Origin of the sequence: Acinetobacter sp. CIP-A165 (assembly GCF_000367985.1) — a bacterium.
Taxonomy (GTDB): Bacteria; Pseudomonadota; Gammaproteobacteria; order Pseudomonadales; family Moraxellaceae; genus Acinetobacter.
The window spans coordinates 157,009-173,620 of record NZ_KB849201.1; the positions used below are offsets into that span (position 1 = coordinate 157,009).

Annotated in this window: 13 protein-coding genes and 3 pseudogenes; 5 read left to right on the forward strand and 11 right to left on the reverse strand. The window is 39.2% G+C overall.

Translation table 11 applies throughout. The annotated features are described in order from the left end of the window. Nucleotides 1–162, forward strand: a pseudogene (locus F991_RS17410) (IS5/IS1182 family transposase); the annotation flags it as partial. 298 nt (nucleotides 163–460) lie between these two features. Here the strand turns inward: F991_RS17410 and F991_RS03465 are convergent. After that, a complete protein-coding gene (locus F991_RS03465; protein WP_004668972.1) occupies nucleotides 461–2,089 on the reverse strand; it encodes an inorganic phosphate transporter in 1,629 nt (542 codons plus the stop codon). Nucleotides 2,090–2,525: 436 nt separating this feature from the next. On the opposite strand from F991_RS03465, the gene metH reads away from it, so the two are divergent. Then, a complete protein-coding gene (metH, locus tag F991_RS03470; protein ID WP_004668973.1) occupies nucleotides 2,526–6,212 on the forward strand; it encodes a methionine synthase in 3,687 nt (1,228 codons plus the stop codon). A 235-nt stretch (nucleotides 6,213–6,447) separates the two neighbouring features. Then, nucleotides 6,448–7,029, forward strand: a complete 582-nt coding sequence (locus F991_RS03475) for a hypothetical protein (RefSeq protein WP_004668974.1) — start codon at nucleotides 6,448–6,450, stop codon at nucleotides 7,027–7,029. A gap of 90 nt (nucleotides 7,030–7,119) precedes the next feature. Here the strand turns inward: F991_RS03475 and F991_RS03480 are convergent, their stop codons facing one another. From F991_RS03480 to F991_RS03505, 6 genes and pseudogenes are all read right to left on the reverse strand, one after another. Then, nucleotides 7,120–7,455, reverse strand: coding sequence for a hypothetical protein (locus tag F991_RS03480; RefSeq protein WP_004668975.1), 336 nt, complete (start codon nucleotides 7,453–7,455; stop codon nucleotides 7,120–7,122). Nucleotides 7,456–7,709: 254 nt separating this feature from the next. Next, nucleotides 7,710–7,937, reverse strand: a pseudogene (locus tag F991_RS03485) (DUF559 domain-containing protein); the annotation flags it as partial. A 15-nt stretch (nucleotides 7,938–7,952) separates the two neighbouring features. Beyond that, complete coding sequence (locus F991_RS03490) at nucleotides 7,953–8,459, reverse strand: hypothetical protein (RefSeq protein WP_004668976.1); 507 nt, start codon at nucleotides 8,457–8,459, stop codon at nucleotides 7,953–7,955. Between the two features lie 172 nt (nucleotides 8,460–8,631). After that, nucleotides 8,632–9,117: a peptide deformylase gene (def, locus tag F991_RS03495; protein ID WP_004668977.1), complete on the reverse strand. Its 486-nt coding sequence runs from the start codon at nucleotides 9,115–9,117 to the stop codon at nucleotides 8,632–8,634. A gap of 136 nt (nucleotides 9,118–9,253) precedes the next feature. Continuing rightward, the gene (locus tag F991_RS03500) at nucleotides 9,254–9,745 is read right to left on the reverse strand and encodes a DUF2505 family protein (RefSeq protein WP_004668978.1); all 492 of its coding nucleotides are present in this window, start codon (nucleotides 9,743–9,745) and stop codon (nucleotides 9,254–9,256) included. 107 nt (nucleotides 9,746–9,852) lie between these two features. After that, nucleotides 9,853–10,143 (reverse strand): hypothetical protein, encoded by a 291-nt coding sequence (locus F991_RS03505; protein ID WP_004668979.1) that lies wholly within the window; start codon nucleotides 10,141–10,143, stop codon nucleotides 9,853–9,855. A 106-nt stretch (nucleotides 10,144–10,249) separates the two neighbouring features. Between F991_RS03505 and F991_RS03510 the strand changes: the two genes are divergently transcribed. Beyond that, nucleotides 10,250–10,690 (forward strand): universal stress protein, encoded by a 441-nt coding sequence (locus F991_RS03510; RefSeq protein WP_004668980.1) that lies wholly within the window; start codon nucleotides 10,250–10,252, stop codon nucleotides 10,688–10,690. A gap of 58 nt (nucleotides 10,691–10,748) precedes the next feature. On the opposite strand, the gene F991_RS03515 is transcribed toward F991_RS03510, so the two are convergent. The 4 genes from F991_RS03515 to F991_RS03530 form a co-directional block, all read right to left on the reverse strand. Then, nucleotides 10,749–11,912: an alanine racemase gene (locus F991_RS03515; protein WP_004668981.1), complete on the reverse strand. Its 1,164-nt coding sequence runs from the start codon at nucleotides 11,910–11,912 to the stop codon at nucleotides 10,749–10,751. 76 nt (nucleotides 11,913–11,988) lie between these two features. Then, entirely contained in the window at nucleotides 11,989–13,269 is a 1,281-nt protein-coding gene (locus F991_RS03520; RefSeq protein ID WP_004668982.1) for a D-arabinono-1,4-lactone oxidase, read from the reverse strand. Nucleotides 13,270–13,280: 11 nt separating this feature from the next. After that, nucleotides 13,281–14,249 (reverse strand): IS30 family transposase, encoded by a 969-nt coding sequence (locus F991_RS03525; protein WP_081398964.1) that lies wholly within the window; start codon nucleotides 14,247–14,249, stop codon nucleotides 13,281–13,283. A 94-nt stretch (nucleotides 14,250–14,343) separates the two neighbouring features. Then, entirely contained in the window at nucleotides 14,344–16,104 is a 1,761-nt protein-coding gene (locus F991_RS03530) for a neutral/alkaline non-lysosomal ceramidase N-terminal domain-containing protein (protein WP_004668983.1), read from the reverse strand. 94 nt (nucleotides 16,105–16,198) lie between these two features. On the opposite strand from F991_RS03530, the pseudogene F991_RS03535 reads away from it, so the two are divergent. Further along, nucleotides 16,199–16,612 (forward strand): annotated as a pseudogene (locus F991_RS03535) (IS5-like element ISAba12 family transposase); the annotation flags it as partial.

The window sequence follows — 16,612 nt, forward strand, 5'->3', positions numbered from 1 at the left end:
CGGCGAAGTTTGGTTGAAACTAAGATGCATTGCATCAAATTATTAGGAGATAAACTCAGTGCAAGGAGTTTTGATAGCCAAGTCAATGAGATCCATGCACGTGTGGCAGTCCTTAACAGATTTACGGAATTAGGTCGACCACTTACCCAAGTTACGCCTTAAATTTGGCTCAATTAGGGGCGCTTTGCATTTCAAATCTTTGTGCAACAAAGCCATTTCAAAGTGGTTCTCTCACTTACTGTTTGGCTCAGCATAGCATTGAGCCTCATCGTTATATTTGCTGATTAACCAAAACTTCATTATAGAAAAATGATGAACAGTACAAGCGTTACAAGCTTATTCATTTATAAATTATAGGCTTGAATATGCCGTTAAGAACAGATTTACGCAAGAGAGCCAATTAAAAACAAAAAAGCCTTGCCGAAGCAAAGCCTTTAACATCTAAAATCGAATCGTTAAATCAAGAAACAAACTGTAGGAATAACCAGTATAGGCCACCTGATAAACAGATCGTTGCTGGTAAAGTAAATACCCATGCAGACAGAATTGTTCTTACCGTAGCGAAGTTCAAGCCTGACTTATTCGCAACCATGGTACCCGCAACCGCACTGTTTAAGACATGCGTCGTTGAAACTGGCATGCCGAAACCATCAGCCGCCGCAATGGTACTCATCGCAACAAGCTCAGCAGACATCCCTTGACCATAGGTCATGTGATTCTTACCAATACGCTCACCCACAGTAATAACAATACGTTTCCAGCCCACCATCGTGCCGAGACCAAGCGCAAGAGCGACTGCTACTTTTACCCAAGTCGGGATGTACTGTAAAAATGAATCCATATTGCTGCGATACTCTTTCACCACTTTCTTTTGTTCATCATTCATCACTGGCAATGCTTCAGCTTTGTCTAGACGTTTAAAAGCAGTCGTACTCAAGTACATGTCATTACGTAACTCTGCTACACCTTCTTCAGGAATGCTTTTGAGGTCACCATAAGCTGCAACTTTCTCGCCTAAATGATTGGTCATACTTGCCAATGCAGGTATAACTTCTGGCGTTTGTTCTTTGGTTTGAATATAGGTGGTTAGCACTTCACGCGCTTTTTCATCAGAATAATCTTGTCGATCAACATTTAAAAACAAAGCCGTTTGAGAAGACAATTGTTCAAATGACTGTAGATGTTTTTCATCTAAATTTTTATTTAATGAATATGCCAATGGAACCAAGCCAATCAAGATCAACATGATTAAGCCCATGCCCTTTTGACCATCATTTGAACCGTGAGCAAAACTGACCCCAGTACAAGTGAAAATCAAGATACCGCGAATTAACGGCGGTGGTGGCTTATTGCCAACAGGCGGCTGGAATAACTCCATTTGGTTTTTAAATATTTTCTTAACCAACAAGAATAGAACCGCAGCGAAAGCGAAACCAATCATTGGCGAGAACAGTAAAGCCTTACCAACTTTAAGCACTTGATCCATGTCAATGCCACTGGTCGCACCAGTTGAAGCATTGAGCAAGTGGTTCATAATCCCCACACCTAAAATTGAGCCAATCAATGTATGAGAGCTAGAAGCAGGAATACCGAGGAACCATGTTCCCAGATTCCACACAATCGCTGCAATCAGCAATGCAAAGACCATCGCAAAGCCTGCACCACTGCCTACATTCATAATCATTTCAACAGGGAGCAATGCAATAATACCGTATGCAACTGCACCACTGGCAACCATAACCCCTAAGAAGTTACAGAAGCCCGCCCACATCACCGCTACAGGTGCAGGAAGCGCATTGGTATAAATGACCGTCGCTACCGCATTCGCAGTATCATGGAAACCATTTACAAACTCAAAAGCCAAAGCAATAAAAAGAGCCGTTGATAATAAAATGACAGAATATAAACTTAAAGCAGGAACATGTGCTAAGTCAGCACTCACCTGAAAACCGATATAAATAAGTGTTGCAACAATAATCGTCAAAAACACCGGCATAAAAAATTTCGGTGTTGGTACATGCACATTCGTTGATTTTGCCGCTGGGTTGGCAAGTGGTGAATCCGAAGCAGGGGGAAGATTAGAATTCATGTAGACGGACAGAGGATGATGAAATCCCCCATATTGTTTAATTAAATTATGACAATTATATGACAAAGGAGTGCCATATGAAGCCAAAATTTCATACTTTTACATCAATTTTTCATGTTTTTTGGCGATAAATCCACCTTATTAATTTATTAAAACCAATAAAAACAAACAATTAATAAAACAAAAACACCTTAAAAACTGTTTGTCTGATTTTGCAACAAATGCTACGAAAGATGACATGTTATTGTCATATTTCAGGGCACTGTTTTATTTTTAAACATTATTACTTTTAATTATTGCAGTTTAATGAAACGTTGAAGACATTTTTAATGTGAACTGACAGATCATCACTCTACTGTACTGAAAATATACGCATTGATACGGCTTCTGTTACAATGCCCCTGCTTTTTATATTCATCATATACTGGGGTTCCTTATGTCCACACTTGCCACCCTAAAATCACTTCTTACCCAGCGTATCCTGATCATTGATGGTGCGATGGGAACTATGATTCAGCGCCATAAATTAGAAGAAGAAGATTATCGTGGGGAACGTTTTGCAGACTGGGCATCAGACCTTAAAGGTAATAACGATTTATTGGTTTTAACACAACCACAAATTATTCAAAGCATTCATGAAGCGTATTTGGATGCTGGTGCCGATATTATCGAAACCAACAGCTTCAATGGTACTCGCGTCTCAATGTCCGATTACCACATGGAAGATTTGGTTCCTGAGATCAACCGTGAAGCTGCGCGTTTGGCGAGAGCTGCCTGTGATAAATACTCAACGCCAGATAAACCACGCTTTGTGGCTGGTGTATTGGGGCCAACATCACGCACCTGTTCAATTTCGCCAAATGTAAATGATCCTGCGTTTCGTAACATTACTTTCGATGAACTCAAAGAAAACTATATAGAAGCAACCCATGCTTTGATCGAAGGTGGTTCGGACATCCTCCTGATCGAAACCGTTTTTGATACTTTAAACTGTAAAGCAGCGATCTTCGCGGTCAAAGAAGTCTTCAAGCAAATCGGTCGTGAACTGCCATTGATGATTTCAGGTACGATTACCGATGCATCTGGTCGTACCTTAACAGGTCAAACTGCCGAAGCGTTCTGGAACTCTGTCCGTCACGGCGACTTACTTTCTATCGGCTTTAACTGTGCTTTGGGTGCAGATGCGATGCGTCCGCACGTTAAAACCATTGCCGATATTGCTGATACCTTTGTTTCAGCGCATCCAAATGCTGGCTTGCCAAATGCGTTTGGTGAATATGATGAAACACCTGAACAAACGGCTGAATTCATCAAAGAATTTGCTGAAAGTGGTTTGATCAATATCACAGGCGGATGCTGTGGTACCACACCAGATCATATTCGTGCGATTTATAATGCCGTAAAAGATATTAAACCACGACAAATACCTGAAACCGTTCCTGCCTGTCGTTTAAGTGGTTTAGAGCCATTTAACATTTATGATGACTCACTCTTTGTGAATGTCGGTGAGCGTACCAACGTTACAGGTTCAAAAAAATTCCTGCGTTTAATCCGTGAAGAAAACTTTGCAGAAGCCTTAGAAGTTGCTCAGCAACAAGTGGTGGCAGGTGCACAGATCATCGATATTAATATGGATGAAGGGATGCTCGATTCGCAAACTGCGATGGTCCATTTCCTGAATCTTGTGGCATCTGAGCCTGATATTTCTCGTGTACCGATCATGATTGACTCATCAAAATGGGAAATCATTGAAGCAGGTTTGAAGTGTGTGCAAGGCAAACCCGTCGTCAACTCGATTTCATTAAAAGAAGGTTATGACGAGTTTGTCGAGAAAGCACGCTTATGCCGCCAGTATGGTGCTGCTGTGATTGTCATGGCTTTTGACGAAGCTGGACAAGCAGATACCGCTGCGCGTAAACGCGAAATCTGTAAACGCTCTTATGACATTTTGGTCAATGAAGTCGGCTACCCTGCTGAAGATATTATTTTTGACCCGAACGTCTTTGCAATCGCGACAGGTATTGAAGAACACAACAACTATGCTGTGGACTTTATCGAAGCGACAGGTTGGATCAAACAGAACTTACCTCATGCGATGATTTCAGGTGGTGTCTCTAACGTCTCATTCTCATTCCGTGGCAATGAACCTGTCCGTGAAGCGATTCACTCAGTGTTCCTCTACTATGCCATCAAACAAGGCATGACCATGGGGATCGTCAATGCTGGGCAAATGGCCATTTATGATGATATTGACCCTGAGCTCAAAGCAGCAGTTGAAGATGTTGTTCTCAATCAAAATCAAGGTGAGTCGGGTCAAATTGCCACTGAAAAGTTGCTTGAAGTTGCTGAAAAATACCGTGGTCAAGGCGGTGCACAACGTGAAGCGGAAAACCTCGAGTGGCGTAATCAATCTGTAGAAAAGCGTCTTGAATATGCCCTTGTTAAAGGCATCACCACATATATTGATGAAGATACAGAAGAAGCACGTTTAAAAGCAAAACGCCCACTTGATGTGATTGAAGGCGCATTGATGGATGGTATGAACGTCGTCGGTGACTTATTCGGTTCGGGCAAAATGTTCCTACCGCAAGTGGTCAAATCTGCGCGTGTAATGAAACAAGCGGTGGCATGGCTGAATCCGTATATCGAGGCGGCAAAAACAAACAGCAAGCCTAAAGGTAAAGTCCTGATGGCAACCGTCAAAGGCGACGTTCATGATATTGGTAAAAATATCGTGGGGGTAGTACTTGGTTGTAATGGCTACGATATCGTTGACCTTGGTGTCATGGTCTCTTCTGAGAAAATTCTGCAAACAGCGATTGATGAGAAATGTGACATCATCGGTTTATCGGGCTTGATTACCCCGTCACTCGATGAAATGGTATTTGTTGCCAAAGAAATGCAACGCAAAGGCTTTAATATTCCGCTATTGATTGGCGGTGCGACCACATCGAAAGCACATACCGCAGTAAAAATTGACCCGCAATATTCAAATGATGCGGTGATTTATGTTGCCGATGCATCGCGGGCAGTGGGTGTTGCAACCACCCTACTTTCACCTGAAATGCGCGGTAGTTTTATCGCAGAACAACGTGCTGAATATGCCAAAATTCGTGAACGCTTAGCCAATAAACAACCTAAAGCGGCAAAACTGAGCTATCCAGAATCTGTTAAAAATGGCTTTAAGGTCGATAAAGATTATGTGCCGCCGATTCCAAATACATTGGGCACGCATGTTCTCACCAACTACCCACTTGCAACCTTGGTGGAGTATTTTGACTGGACACCATTCTTTATTTCTTGGAGTTTGGCAGGAAAATTCCCGAAAATTTTACAAGATGAAGTTGTGGGTGAAGCAGCAACAGATTTATATAACCAAGCTCAAGCGATGTTAAAAGATGTGATCGACAACAAACTGTTCGATGCTCGTGCCGTGTTTGGTTTATACCCTGCGCAACGTACTGGTGCGGATACGGTCAGTGTATTTGACGAAACAGCTCAGCAGCTCACACATACTTTTGAACATGTACGCCAACAATCGGACAAAGTCACAGGTAAACCAAATCTGTCTTTAGCTGACTTTATTAAACAATCTGAGCAGCCAGAAGATTATCTTGGTGGTTTTACCGTGTCGATCTTCGGTGCGGAAGAATTGGCAAATGAATATAAAGCCAAAGGTGATGACTATTCTGCGATTTTAATTCAGTCTTTGGCAGATCGTTTTGCTGAAGCATTTGCCGAGCATTTACATGAGCGTGTCCGTAAAGAGTTTTGGGGTTATAAAACCGACGAGACTTTGGGCAATGAAGAATTGATCAAAGAGAAATACGTCGGGATTCGTCCCGCACCGGGTTATCCTGCTTGCCCTGAGCATTCTGAAAAAGCAGTGCTATTTGATTGGTTAGGTTCGGAAGAAAAAATTGGTACCAAATTGACTGAACACTTTGCGATGATGCCACCTTCTTCTGTCAGTGGTTTCTACTATTCACATCCTGAAAGTGAATACTTTAACGTAGGCAAGATTTCTCAAGATCAGCTTGAGGATTATGCAAAGCGTAAAGGCTGGACACTAGATGAAGCGAAGCGTTGGTTAGCACCGAATTTAGATGATTCGATTGGTTAATCTAGAGTTCTTATAATCTCCCTTGCGAAGCAATACTTCTCACTTCCTTAAAAAGAGGGAGATGTCATGTGATTAAATGAATTACGTGACAGCTCCTCCCTTTTTCAAAGGGAGGTTGGGAGGGATTTTTTACAAGTTCAAATAATTTATTCTATATATTAAGTTTGACCAAACTTCCAAAAATACACGTATAATCTATATACTGACAAATAACATTAGTTCTTCAAAAATAGAAATGAATCTTGGCTTTAAACTAAACAATCATCAAAAAAGCAATCTAGCACAAATTATAGCTTTAATATTAACTACAATCATACTTTTTACAATTACGCTAGGTATCTATAAAATATTAAATCCTCAGAAAATAGTTAAGGTAATTCCACACCTACATCTTAAAACTAATGAGTCTATGATTTATGAGTTTAGTATTAAAAGGTTCAATAAAGCTGACACCATATTCATCACTCAAAATAAAAACCGTTTTTTTCTCATTGGCTGTTCAAGCTACTCTGAAACCATTTGTAATAAGCAACAAGTAGAAGAACAGAACTATATAATACAAGAATTAGATATTGTAAGATTGGGAGACAAATTTTTTATCAAAAATATCAGTTGGATTAATTCTTTAACACAAGAGAAAACTCAGCACACTTTGAATAATCAACAACTCATTGATTTTCAAAAAGTAAAAAGTGAAACCTCAAAATTATCTATTGCTGTTTTTTTACTTTTCACTTGTGGGGCATTTTTTTTAATAATTTTTGGTGGTATTTATAAAATACTTCTAAGCAAGCTAAGCATTCGTCCAACCCATTGATGCTATATTACAAAATAATAAAGGCAACTTCAGCAATAAAGTATCAAACCACTATTTTCTATACAAAAAATATTTAATCTAAGCTACAACTTAAAGTAAATCACTTAAATGACAACTTTTTCTTTCTGTAACATCACTAATTGAATCAACTAAAAGTATATTCTTATTTCCATCACCCCTATATGCACCTACAACTTCAGCATAAATAGGTTTTTTCATATCTTTTTCTTTGGATAGAAAGTTGAATACTGCCTTTTCATCACTCCATTCAGCATCTTTTAATATGTATATATTTGAACCACCATCACAGCGATTTAAAATAACTTTTTTATCATCAACTTCTAGTGTCCCAATAAAAATATCCATTACTTCATCTGATTCAACAGTCTCAGCAAGTACAACCGAAGGATTAAATAGTACATACATAACTAAAGAAAATATAAGATAAGTTTTTTCATTGAAACGTTCCTAGCGTATGACATCAAAAAATATATTCGTCTGATGATTCATTCAATTTTAGTCATTAAGTTTAATATGCTTTTTACTAAACTACTTTCATAAATTTGAGGATATAAATAATTATAATCCTCCCCAATCCTCCTTTACAAAGGAGAGAGTGCCGCGAAATATAAGACCTACATTCAATTCGCGGCAAGTCCTCCTTTGCCAAAAGTGAGAATCTAAGTTTCGCAAGAGGGAGATTCCAATCTCTGCTGAACACGCCAATAAACCTGCTCCACCACAGCATCAGTTTCAGTCAAAATCTGATGATTAGAAAACCTGAGAACCAAAAGTCCTAACTCACTTAAAGTTTGATCTCGATTCTGATCCGCTTCCAAACCATCTTCTGTATAATACTGACCACCATCACATTCAACGACCAAGTTTACTGATGGACAATAGAAATCCCTTAATTTTAGGGATTAAACCAGTGAACCTCCATTATCAAGTAGCAGTTGCACGAGTTCATCCTGTTTATCCTCTTCAACTGGAATGAGATAAACTTTATTATTAATCTTGATGCCTACACAATTAAAATATTCTTTTTTAAAACCATTCCAATGTCCAATACGATGTTTAGCAATGATAATACCAAAATTTTTAGACTGAATATTTTTAAACCAACAAATATTAAAAACTATAGAGCTGTCTTTAGAACAGAAATTAAAAATGGTGTGACGATAGAATTTAAAAAAATTTCTAAACAAATAGGTCAGCCCTAAAAATCCAACAAAAACAGGATAAAAATAATACAAAGACACATGGTAATCAAAAAAATTTATTACCCATCGATCTGAGTCAAATACGGCTGGTACTAAGCCCCCCAAACAAACTATAAGAAATATAACTCCCAAAAATTCTCCCTGTATTAATTTAATACAATCAGTGTTTATAAAAGAGTTATATTTACTTAACTTGAGTACGCTCATTAGTTTTTCCTATATCAACTCAAGCAAGAACTGATATGTCTACACTTTTAGTTTATCTATTGGGTTAAATTCAATTACTATTAAAGCAATTACTCAGCATCAGTCATATTGCTTCGTAAATCCTGTGCTGGCTGTTTTATATTTTATTATAAGGCTTCATTAATCTCCACTTTTAAGCAGACATCCGCTCCACAAACAACACACCATCCAAATGATCGACTTCATGTTGAACAATACGCGCAGGAAAACCCTCATATGTGGTTTCAACCACCTCACCTTGCAAAGTGTAATAACGTACTTTGATCGCTTGTGCTCGCTCCACTACCCCACGCTGATCTGGCACACTCAAGCACCCTTCTTCACCTAAACATGTCGCTTGAGAAAAGGCTAGAATCTCAGGATTCACCATCACTACTGCATCCATTTCAGGCGCATCGGGATAGCGTATATTTGGACGAGAAGCGACAATAATAATTCGTTTTGAAATATAAACCTGCGGTGCAGCAATCCCAACACCATTACGATCAAGCATGGTCGCATGCATCGCTGAAGCAAGTTGCATCAACCATTCACTATTAAACTCTCCATCCCCAACGGTTGCAGCTTTAAGGGTTAAAATATTTTCACCGCGCTGTGCTACAGCTAAAACCACACTCATAACAATGACCTTATTCTTGATCAAATAGTAAATAACATAGTATTGGATATTTCATGTGGCTTCTATCATTTTCACGCTAAAATAAAAAAACGCTCCGTATTGATGATACGAAGCGTTTTTTCTAATCTAAGTTAAATTAAAGATTTTTCTTTAATTCATCAGCAACAATTTCAATTTCGAGTTGGCTAAATTTACGAATTTCACCTTCAGCATGTCTCTCTAGCATACCGCCAATCAAAGGCACTTTTACTTTTACAGTCCAAGTCAAAGAGATATTTACTTTTTCACTGTCACCAGTAACGCTACGCTCACCCTTTGCTTCTAAAGGTAAATTTGCACCCAACTCAACCGTTGAAGTTAAATTTTTCAAATGGGTAATATCAGAGCGTTTTAAGCGGAATGCATTTTTTAATAGCTTTTTCGCAACATCTGGAATATTTACATCAAGATTATATTCACGGCGAAGCGTGTAAATATCACCATTTATAGCAGACTCAATAATTTCTAAGTTTTCCCCAGGAATACGTTTACACACTGCTTCATGCAATGCAGTATTTGCAACCAGTCTTGAAAAGTCTTCAATTGAAACACCATGAATTGTTTCATTTACCGTAAATTGATGTGCCATTTTTAAATTTCCATTTCGTTTTATTTAGGATTTCATCACCGTCCGAAGTATATCATTCTCATCAGAATCACAAAGTCTGAACTAGCAAAAATTGGTGACTGCTCCGATTAGTTATTCTTATTGTGATTTTCTCGAGTGGCTATTTTTACAACAACTGATGTTGTACGACTGATCGATAAATATTGATAGCCATATTCAATCACAGCATAGAAATGTTCTGCACCATCGTCTAAGCCTGTTGCCGACCATGTCGTACCTTGAGGAAACTCATCTAACCACGTCGCCTTATAAAAATCTGAAACCGAATCAAAACATAAATATGTTTCAGGATCGGCGATTATTTTAGTTGCCATATGGTTGAATTTTTGCTGTTTAAAAGCATCTAAGCTGAGTAACACAAAGGTTCCTATTTTTATTTGCTAGAGGCGGCTCAAGTATGTTATCAACATATTAGGGTGTTCAACAAACCCAAATGATCACAACGATAAATTATAAGGAGTAACCATGTCTTATCAAAATATTTTAGTCCCTGTGGACGACTCTCCAATTTCTTATGCGGCGGTTGAACATGCACTGTCTTTGGCGAAATTATCCGGTGCAAAAGTCACAGTGCTGAGTGTGGTTGCAGTTGATCCTTATGTGGGCGTGGACTTTTACCAAGTTGCACCTGCAATAACTGAGCATTTTATGCAAGCTGAAGCACATGCAAAAACACAGTTACAGGACATTGCTCAATCATTTAGTCAAAATGATATCAATGTTGCCACTAAAATTTATCATGGCTCGGCCAGTGAAGGCATTCTTTTTGTTGCTGATGAAATTGGAGCAGATTTGATTATTATGGGTTCGCATGGTCGTACTGGGGTAAAACGTTTATTACTCGGTAGTGTTGCTCGTACCGTCCTGACTGAATCACACATTCCAGTTCTGGTCATAAAGCAATAAAATATCTTTTGATTCAAAAACCTTGTGCTAAATCACAAGGTTTTTTATTGCATTACCGCTATTCTCGAAAAGTATCCCAGCTTTCAAAAGCATGCTGCTTATATATCTTTAATTCAGAAAACTGAGGGATAATTGCCTCACTTTGTGTCGGTCTTAAAAATACAAAATCATCCACTTGAATATCACAATCCTTCGGGACATTAACCAACTCTTGATTGCTACTGCGTCCATACAAAACATGTGGATGTGCTTGTTTCGGATAGACATAATTTGCCAGCCAATACCCCCCATAAATAAACAATGCCTTAGATTTATGTGGCAATTTATCGAGTAAAGACATAGACGGAAGCTGAGTAAAAGGCAGTACTTTTAATACAGGCGCGGCAATCCATAATGCAGGCTGCAAAGCTTTTAAAAAATCACTGTCAAAATCACTCGGTTTTAATAACATCGAACCAAAAGATAAGTCATTACAAACACTTTCAGTGGTATGAAAACTGAAAGTTGGGCTACCACCACCATTAAAACAAAGTTCTTCATTCCAAAGCATTGGGAACTGTTTTTGAATGAGATTTTGATAATTGGCATAAGTCTGTTGTGATTCCAAATAGGCCTGCTCTGGTTTTTTAATCAGTGCAGGTATTTTGGTGACATGTGCGTCGTAGCCCATTAAACCTGATAGCTTTAAATGCTGTGGATATTGCTGAATCAGTTTCAATATTTCAGCCAGTTGCTGGGTGGACTGCACCCCACCACGATGTAAGCCGACATCAATTTCAATATTCACGTTTAAGCAAATTGAATATGCCTGAGCAATTTCTAAATACTGCTGTAGTCGTTGTTTGGTATCAATTAGCCACTGAATCTTAGCGTGTGACCATTCGGAATACTTTTCATAAAAATAACCTGTGGCTTGGGCTGGCATGGGCTTGCCTAATAAAATATCAGCTTCAGCAAAGTTCTCTAAGATTGAAATAATATGTGGTTGGTGAAACACCATAAAGCGTTGCGTATTGATCTGTTCAGACAACATTTTTAATAAATCTAGACAGGCAAGCGATTTCACCACCAAACGTGCTTTCAAGTGTTGAGCATATGACAAACGCACTTGCACATGTTGGATATTTTGTTTTAAAGCAGCCGCATCCACGATGAGTTGTGGTGTCACAACCCCCTGTTTTTTTAGATCGAAATTGAGTTGTTTAAAATAATGATCCAACATTTTCATATCCTTTTCTTTATCTTGATTCTAAATACAGTCTGATACGAAGACTCTTCCAACTCATAAAAAATTCTATTTAACCCCAAAACAACTTTTCTAAATATGGATTTAAAAACTTGGCTTGCGGATCAAGTTGTTGACGCAAAGCCATAAAATCATCCCACTTTGGATATAAAGCACGAAGCTGCGTCGTGGTTATATTATGCATTTTCCCCCAATGAGGACGACCCTTATATTTCTGCAAAATCGGTTCAACCACATCAAAAATCAAACGTGGATCTTGTTTGTGATATTGATGAACCGAGATCGAAATCGAGTCTTGCTGATAAAAAGGACTCAGCCAAATATCATCACCTTTGACAAAGCGAAATTCGAGAGGGAAAAAAGTTGAGACTTTATAATTTCTTAAGGTATGTAAAACCTCATCTAGACATTCGATGCCTTGCTCAACAGGAATCTGATATTCCATTTCATTGAATTTGGTATTGCGCGGCGTTGGAAATATCTTACTCGACCAATCCACATAAGTTGTTGGTTTAACCAGTACCCCCAATAGCTTCTGCAAATAGGGATTGATTGGTGGGAAAAATCGGGTGAGCTCAGAGCACATGGTCAGCAAAGTATCATCCGATGGGAAGTTTTCTTTACGTGGCAAAAGCTCCTCATCAGTTTCATCTAAGGTTTTTAACATCACCTGTTTTTCATAGGAAAATACAAAGCACTCAATGTGCCGATGCTGATGCTTCCATTGCTGAATATGTTGCATCATGTCTTCGATTCGGCAAAGTTCGATATGCTCTTTTAGCTTGTAGCGCGGACGATTTTGCATGGTGATCTTGGTCAAAATCCCTAAACTGCCTAAGGAAACACGTCCTGCGGCAAAAATTTCAGGATGTTCGGTTCGACTACATTTTAGGATTTCACCTGAAGCCGTCAGCAACTCAAAAGCTTCGACATAAGCTGAAATACAATGCAAATCTGCGCCTGTGCCATGTGTACCTGTTGAAACTGCACCTGCCAGACTCTGCTGATCAATATCGCCCTGATTCATCAAGGCTTGATTGATCGGGTTTAAGTGTTGGTCTAAATGGTATAACCGTGTCCCTGCATAGATGGTACTTTGACAGCGGTCAATATCTGAAGACTCCACACCTGCAATACGATCTAAAGACAATAACAAATCATCGGTACAGACCAAAGGCGTAAATGAATGTCCTGCACCGACCACCCGTATTTTTGGATAATCTTGCACAATTCGCTGTAACTCTAAAATATTGGTCGGTTGTAAAATCTGTTCAGGATAAGCTTTTTGAAAACCTGACCAATTCGACCAAGTTGCCTGACTAAATTCATTCATACTGGGCGAATTCAAACATGAGGTGCGACAGTTTGAAAAGTCTTATGATAATCAACAAGCTGAGCAAATTTCTCTAATGGTGTAAGCCAATCTAACGCTTTTCTAGGACGAGTATTCAGTGACATGGCAACTTGATTTAAATAATGCTGATCTGCCTGATTTAAATCAATCCCTTTAGGTAAATATTGCCTAATTAAACCATTCATATTTTCGCATGTGCCTTTTTGCCAGGGTGAATGTGGGTCACAGAAATATACATCTATGCCTAAATCTTCTTCAAGTATTTTATGTTCTGCCATCTCGCGTCCACGGTCATAGGTCAACGTTTTACGCAGTTCTGCAGGTAAATATTTCAGAGCTTCAGTTAAAGCCTTGCGCACTGATTCTGCCTTTGCATCAGGTAATGTTGCCAAGATACAGAGCCGTGTATTTCGTTCAATAAGTGTTGCTATCGAACTTTTATTGTCTTTACCTTTAATTAAATCAGCTTCCCAATGACCCGGTATTTTTCTTTCTTGAACTTCGGCTGGGCGCTCATGAATAGTTTTAATATCCTGTAATATAGAATCTTTTTTAGGTTCACCGTTAGCTTTTCGCTTTTTATTTTCATGACGCAGACAGGATAATAAGTCTTTTTTCAACTCACCCTTTGGTAATGCTCGTATCGTTGAATAAATCGTTGTATGGCTTACATTCATTGTTTGATCCAAATCAGGAAATGTCTTTAAACGCTTTGCTATTTGCTGAGGAGACCATAAACAACGGATCGCTTCAACAATAAATTTCCAGAGGATTGAATCGATTTTGAGTTTTCTGTGACCACGTCTACGTCTAGCGAAGGTGTTATCAGAAGCATATTGAGCTTGATAAACGTCATTGATGCTATTTCTTTTAAGCTCACGATAGATCGTACTAGGATGTCTTTTAATGAGTTCAGCAAATTTTCTGGCTGAAAAGCCTTCTTTTCTTGACTCAAGCATTAATGCAGTACGATCTTCAAAGTTAAGATGATGGTATGACAATTTTATATACTCCATAAACCCTTTAAATTAATTAGGTGGTTTATGTCGCACTTCAAGTTTTACTCTGCCCTGCCTCTCCTTGGCCTACGGCAGTTTTTAAATTACCGTGATTACTTCGCTTTGCGAGTTCTTGTTCTGGAATCGGATTTGGTCGCGTCGTTTGATCATAACCTTGACCATCATTACGTTTATTCTTATCTTGCAATAATTGTTCTGCTAAATGTTTGAATTTGCTTTGACAAGCAGCAAGTGTCCATTGCCCAAATAAGGTATGCCCACCTTCATAAGCTTGTTCTTGGTATTCCTTATAAGTGGTGACATACCCCATATAATCATTGCAATAAGAACTTAACCAAACTTGATCTATATCAGGCTGATCAGCCAAAACTTGCTTTACAGTATGAATAACGCGTTGTCCTGCAATCGTCGTAAACTCACCCGGACAGCACACAAGTGCTAACTGACCCAATCGAATGATTTGTAATGGCACTACACACGGCACTAAAGGGCTTTGCTGTATTGCCCCTACTTTGACTTGTCGATTCATTTCTGCAATCAACGGATCAAGCATACTCGGCGGAAAACCAATCGGCTGCCCTAAAATCTTTTTTGCGCCTGCTTCTAGTAAAATTTGCTTAGGTCCTTGTGAAGCATATAGTTGTTGATAGGCAGTAAAATCAGACGCTAAAGGATGCTTGGTTTTTTGTTTTCGAAATTGATTGGCTAAAAACTGCATCGCTTTGATTAAAGGCTTTGGCGCACCGAGTCCATCGACAGGCGTTCCTGCAAAAAAAGCAACGCCATGACACGGTTGACTGGTTTTGGCACCGACTTGCCCAGCAGCAAACTCAGGCGGAATTTCAATATTGCTTAAATCCACATAAGACAATACCCCATCAATTTCCCCCTTAATCTGTTGCAAAGGATACTGAAATGCCGTTAAAGCCAATTCACTTTGATAACGTCCATTTTGCTGTGCATATCGGTACTCTTGTTCGCCTTTAATTTTGTTGCGAATCTTGAGTTGGTTTTTGCCATGAAAATGCGGAGACACATCGCCTGCCGTTGCTTGCGCAAAAATCGTGACAGGATTTTGAATCCCTTGATCAATCAAAGCCTGCTCTGAAAATGCAGCGGCATAGCCCTTATTATCGCCATCATGTGCTGTTAAATTATTTCCAAGACACGTGGCATGTACACCAAACAAAGAAATAAAGGATTGTAATTTTTGCTCCCGATAAAATCCGATCAACTGCATTTCACGGTTTAAAGCTAAATGTGTTTCAGTTTCTGAATATTGGATGACATCAGGATTACGGTTATAAGCCTTAATTGAACGATTCCATGCCACAGGTATGTTTTCTGCAAAATTCTGCGTGGTGAGGAAAATCTCAGTCTCTTGTTCTTGCTCTATGGCGGTCAGAATACTCAGAATAATCGCATCGACAATCGCGCTTAAATGTTCGGGCACAAAACCCGGTGTTGGCATGTTATACAAGGCTTCATGTGCACAGCCACCCGGCCCTGAATGCGTATGGGTTGCGGTCAAGACCAATTGATTTTCATTAAACGCTGAACCAAAGCTTTGTTGAAGTCTCGCCACCGTTTGACTACGCATCGCATGGGTAATACAGCCCAAATCTAAACAGCAAAAAATAAGCCGATTTTGCTGCTGATCGACAATGCTAAAACTGCGTGCATATAAAGCCGTTCGCTTTTCATAAGCTCGATGTGACCATTGACCATAGCCAAACATGGCATAGCCTTTCGGCGCTATTTTGATTTCCTGCTTATCCCAACCAACCTGATACATTGGTACGTTCCCTTATTAAATTCTTTTTCTAACTGTCTGTGGCTTTGTTGCACAAACCTATCTGTAAAGGGTTTTTCAGCGATATAATTTTCAAATGAAGAAGCCTGCACACAAAATCTACCGCACAACCAATTGGCCCGCATATAACCGAGCACTCATGAGTCGCGGAAATATTGCCATTTGGTTTGATCCTGCTACGCAATGGTATGCTCCGTCCATCGGTAAACAAGGGCGAAATCAAACCTACTCCGACGCAGCCATCCAATGCTGCTTAATGATTAAATCCTTATTCCGTCTGTCTTTACGTATGGTCACTGGCTTTGTGCAAAGTCTGATTAAACTTTGCGGATTAAATTGGATAGCTCCAGATTACACCACGCTTTGTAGAAGACAAAAGCATATTGATATTGTAATCAGCTACCAAAAAAGTAGCGATGGGCTGCATCTACTCATGGACTCTACAGGCATGAAGTTTCTAGGTGAGGGCGAATGGAAACGCAAGAAACAT

What these genes read in the sequence shown, in the direction of transcription:
- F991_RS03520 (WP_004668982.1), bottom strand. Translation starts at nt 13,269, where the DNA reads ATGAATGAATTTAGTCAGGCAACTTGGTCGAATTGGTCAGGTTTTCAA.
- F991_RS03530 (WP_004668983.1), bottom strand. Translation starts at nt 16,104, where the DNA reads ATGTATCAGGTTGGTTGGGATAAGCAGGAAATCAAAATAGCGCCGAAA.
- def (WP_004668977.1), bottom strand. Translation starts at nt 9,117, where the DNA reads ATGAGTGTGGTTTTAGCTGTAGCACAGCGCGGTGAAAATATTTTAACC.
- F991_RS03480 (WP_004668975.1), bottom strand. Translation starts at nt 7,455, where the DNA reads ATGTATGTACTATTTAATCCTTCGGTTGTACTTGCTGAGACTGTTGAA.
- metH (WP_004668973.1), top strand. Translation starts at nt 2,526, where the DNA reads ATGTCCACACTTGCCACCCTAAAATCACTTCTTACCCAGCGTATCCTG.
- F991_RS03525 (WP_081398964.1), bottom strand. Translation starts at nt 14,249, where the DNA reads ATGCTTGAGTCAAGAAAAGAAGGCTTTTCAGCCAGAAAATTTGCTGAA.
- F991_RS03465 (WP_004668972.1), bottom strand. Translation starts at nt 2,089, where the DNA reads ATGAATTCTAATCTTCCCCCTGCTTCGGATTCACCACTTGCCAACCCA.
- F991_RS03500 (WP_004668978.1), bottom strand. Translation starts at nt 9,745, where the DNA reads ATGGCACATCAATTTACGGTAAATGAAACAATTCATGGTGTTTCAATT.
- F991_RS03510 (WP_004668980.1), top strand. Translation starts at nt 10,250, where the DNA reads ATGTCTTATCAAAATATTTTAGTCCCTGTGGACGACTCTCCAATTTCT.
- F991_RS03490 (WP_004668976.1), bottom strand. Translation starts at nt 8,459, where the DNA reads ATGAGCGTACTCAAGTTAAGTAAATATAACTCTTTTATAAACACTGAT.
- F991_RS03475 (WP_004668974.1), top strand. Translation starts at nt 6,448, where the DNA reads ATGAATCTTGGCTTTAAACTAAACAATCATCAAAAAAGCAATCTAGCA.
- F991_RS03515 (WP_004668981.1), bottom strand. Translation starts at nt 11,912, where the DNA reads ATGTTGGATCATTATTTTAAACAACTCAATTTCGATCTAAAAAAACAG.